General features: G+C 68.8%; 2 protein-coding genes. One reads left to right on the top strand and one right to left on the bottom strand.

The genetic code is table 11. The features are described 5' to 3' along the window. Positions 1–137 precede the first annotated feature (137 nt). Positions 138–380 carry a DUF433 domain-containing protein gene (locus tag PLE19_23900; GenBank protein HPD17992.1) on the top strand — a complete coding sequence of 81 codons (243 nt, stop codon included), beginning with the start codon at positions 138–140 and terminating at the stop codon, positions 378–380. A gap of 527 nt (positions 381–907) precedes the next feature. Here the strand turns inward: PLE19_23900 and PLE19_23895 are convergent. Continuing rightward, the gene (locus PLE19_23895; GenBank protein HPD17991.1) at positions 908–3,712 is read right to left on the bottom strand and encodes a protein kinase; all 2,805 of its coding nucleotides are present in this window, start codon (positions 3,710–3,712) and stop codon (positions 908–910) included. Between the last annotated feature and the right edge of the window lie 208 nt (positions 3,713–3,920).

Raw genomic sequence — 3,920 nt, 5'->3', positions numbered from 1 at the left:
CTATTTCGCTCCTTCGGAGCTCCCGCAGCCACCTACAATTCCGGCCCACACCCCGACCGCACGGATGGGTTGAAAACTCTCGATGGCGCGCATAGAATGGCTGTGGAAGCCCGCAATGGCACAGGAGGCAGCCGACAATGAAGAGGCCGCTCGGTGATCGCAAGGGCCAGATTCTGGTGGACCCACACGTGCTAGGCGGCAAGCCCGTGATCAAGGGCACGCGCGTGCCCGTCGGGGTAGTCGTCGGCTCGCTCGCGGGCGCCATGAGCGTCGCAGAGGTCTGCGAGCAGTACCGGCTCACCCCCGCGCAAGTCAAGGCGGCACTCGCCTACGCCGCCGAATCCCTCGCGGAAGAGCGAGTCTATGCGCTGGCTCATTGACGAGGGTGTGCCCAAGGCCGTGGCGGATTGGCTTGCCGGCCGGGGCGACGACGTGCTGGACGTCGCCGCGTCAGCGCTGCGCGGCGGCCCAGACGTTCGCCTCTGGCGGCTGGCCGCGCGCCAGGGCCGCCTCATTCTGGCCCGCGACTTGGACTTCCCTCTACGGCTCGTGACCCCTTCGCCCCTGGGGTCGTGCTGGTCTGTGCGCCCAACACCTTTCATGCTCTCGCCATCCTCAGGCTGGTGCAGGAGGGGCTTGCTGAGGTGCCCGCTGACACCCTCGCCGGCCACATCACCGCGATCAAGCCAGGCCGCGTCCGCCAACGCCCGATCGCCGCGCCCTGTTCGCGCTAAGTGACCAGGTCTCGTCGCGAAGCTGCCGCTTCGCGACGCCGCACCGCCAGCCCCCGCTGGTCCGCGGTAGGGCGTGCATGCCTGCACGCGGAACCCGAACACCGATCACCGAGAACCGAACACCCTTCTTCCCTCTTCCTGCCGACTGCCTCCTGGCAACTGTCCACTGTCCGCTACTCGCCCTTCTTCGGCCCCTCGGCGGCCCCCGGCTCGATGCGGCGGAAGCGGATGTTGCGCAAAGCCGCCTTCGTCCTGTAGGCCGACACGCCCAGGCCCGTCACCGGCGCAAGGTCGGGGTGCAGTGTGAACTTGCCCCCCGCCCGCGGCACGTCAATCACCTTCTCCTCGTCGAGCCAGGCCTCCACCCGCTCGTCGGTCACGCGCACCCGCACGGCATACCACCGCCCCGCCTCGAACGCCATGCGTTTGCCCTTCAGGTCGGTCTGGGCAGTTTGGCCCTCGAACACCGACAGCGCCACGAGGTCGCCCCGCAAGCCGCCCACGACCAACGCGCACATCGCGTCGCCGACGGGGAAGGTCACGTCGCAGAAGTCCCGGCCCCCCTCCACCCGCATCGCCTCCAACGCGATTTCATAGTTCGATCTGGGCGCCTCGCCCGTCCACGCGATGCCCGTGTAGTCGCGTCCCGCCTCGAGCACGGCTGCTCCCTGCTCGACCGCGATCTTCCCGCGACCCGTAAACGCCCCGCCCTCGACCGCCTTCCACCCCACCAGCGCCTTCCCGTCGAAGAGGCCGACCCATCCGGGCTCTCTGGGGGCGGGTTGGGCCTGGGCGCGGAGGGCGGGGAGCCTGTCGCGGACGGCGGCGAAATGTTTGGTGCCTGCGTGGGTCTTCTCGAAGGCGTCGAGGAGGGCGAGGAATCGCGCGGCTTCGGCTTTGGTGGGCTTGGGCTTGGCCGCCGCCTCGATCTCGGCCCAGGCCTTGCGGGCCGCGACTTCGGCGGCGCCGAGGGTGAGGGCGGCGAGGCGGTCCTTGTAGCAGCTCAGGCCCGGCGGATTGCCTGCGGCGGCGAGGGCTCGCTCGGCCAGGGCGGGGTCCTCGCCCTCGGCGATGCGGAAGATGGCCTCGGCGAGGCGCGAGCGCTCGTCGTCCCGCTGCGCGACGGCGGCGTAGGCGAGGGCCTGCTTGGCCGTGAGGTCCACCACGCGGCGGGTGACGGCCTCCTTGGGGGTCTGGAGGGTGATGACGCCGTTCTCGACGGCGGTGACGTTGCCGAGCGCCCCAGCGATGGAGATGGTGCCTTTGCGTGCGGCGACGCCTTTCTCGGCGGCGGACCAGAACTCCTTGAGGAGCTTGGCGGCCTCCTGGTCGGCGGCCAACATGGTTTGGATTGTGGGCGGCGTGTCCCCACGCCGCGGATCCTTTTCGCGGGGTGTGGACACCCCGCCCACAGTTGTGGACACCCCGCCCACAATCTTTGCCAGCAGCGCATCCGCCTCGGCGTAGTCACGGGCCTTGAAGAGGGACCAGAGCTTGTCCGATTCGGCCTGGTATGCGGCGAGGGCGGCCTTGAGGCGAGTGGACCGGCTGGACTGGATGGACTCGATGGACTCGGCCATGAGGTCGGCGATGTTGTCGAGGGGCAAGGTCTTGGCGGCATCGAGAGCCTTGAGCGCTTCGTCAAACTTGCCTGCGTCGGCTAGCTTCTTCGCATCGGCCTGGATGGCCTGCCACTTGGCCAGGGCCGCGGCGTCCTCCTTGGGGGCGGGGACGGGTTCGGGTTCGACCTTGGGGTCGGGGGTGTCCGTGGCCTTGGGCGGGGGAACAACAACCGGGTGTTGGGGGGTAGGTGTTGGGGGTGGGGGGATCTTGGGGGAGGGGATGGGTGGAGGAGTGGATGGGTGGACGGGTGAAGACGTCGAAGACTTGGCGCTCTTAGCCTGGTCGGGCGACTTGGGGCCGCGGCCAAGAACAACGATCCCGACGACGATGGCGATCACCGCGACCGCCGCGACGGCGAGCCAGGTGGCCTTGGGTGATCTTGTGGGCGGGCCGTCTCCGGCCCGCGGAGAGACGCGAGGCACGCAGGCCCCGCCCACACGAGCGCGCTGACCCTCGGTCATCTCCAGAGTTGGTGCCTCGGCGGGCTTGGCTCGGCCTTCGGCGCGAGGGGCCGCAACCGATTGGAGCTTGCCCAGGCCATTGAGGTCGTCTAGGAGCGCCGCGGCAGACTGGTAGCGGGCCTCGGGGTTCTTGCGGAGGAGCCTGTCAATGATATGGCAAAGGCGACGGTCCACGCGCGGCGCGAGGGTGGCCAGCGGCGGGGCCTGCTCGGTGGCCTGCTTGACGAGCACCTCGGAGAAGTTCCTGCCCTCAAATGGTGGGCGGCCGGCGAGGGCGCAGAAGATGGTGGCCCCCAGGGAGTAGAGGTCGGAGCGGCCGTCGGCCTCGCCACCCTTGGCCATCTCGGGCGCAACGTAGGCGGGGGTGCCCAAGACCGCGCCGTCGGCAGTGACCTCCACGTCGCCCTCCGCGCGTTTGGCGAGGCCGAAGTCGGTGACGCGGACCTGGCCCTCCTTGTCGAGCATGATGTTGGACGGCTTGATGTCGCGGTGGACGATTCCCTCCTTGTGAGCGGCGGCGAGGGCGCTCGTGACCTGTTTCATCACGTCGAGCGCGCGGCTCGGCTCCAGCGGTCCGTCGCGGCGGATGATCTCCGAGAGCGCCTCGCCGTCCACGAACTCCATGGCGAAAAAGTAGTAGCCATCGGCCTGCCCGACGTCGTATGCCTGGACGATGTTGGGGTGGCGGAGCTTTGCGGCGGAACGGGCCTCGCGGAGGAAGCGTTGGACGAATGCCTCGTTCTCCGCGAGCTTCTTGGGGAGGATTTTGAGGGCGACGAGGCGGTCCATCGAGACCTGGCGCGCCTTGAGCACGGTGCCCATGCCGCCCTTCCCGAGGGCGGCGACCAGTTCGAAGCCGCCGAGGGTCGAAGGCTTGGTGTTGCTATCAGGCATGCCGCGCCCTCCTGGGTGAGTTCGTGGAGCGGCCTTCGGCCTGTAGGCGCGTTCGCAGTGCGGGCTTCAGCCCGTATCTGTACGGCCTGAAGGCCGCACTACGAACGACATCATGGCGATTCGGCCGGCGGAAGTCAAGGGAAGAGGCATGTAGGGGTGTGGGCCGGAATTGTAGGTGGCTGCGGGAGCTCCGAAGGAGCGAAATAGG

The organism is Planctomycetota bacterium, from assembly GCA_035384565.1.
In the GTDB taxonomy this organism is placed as follows: Bacteria; Planctomycetota; PUPC01; order DSUN01; family DSUN01; genus DAOOIT01.
The sequence above is the reverse complement of the archived record's forward strand: the minus strand, read 5'-3'. Positions and strand labels throughout refer to the sequence as shown.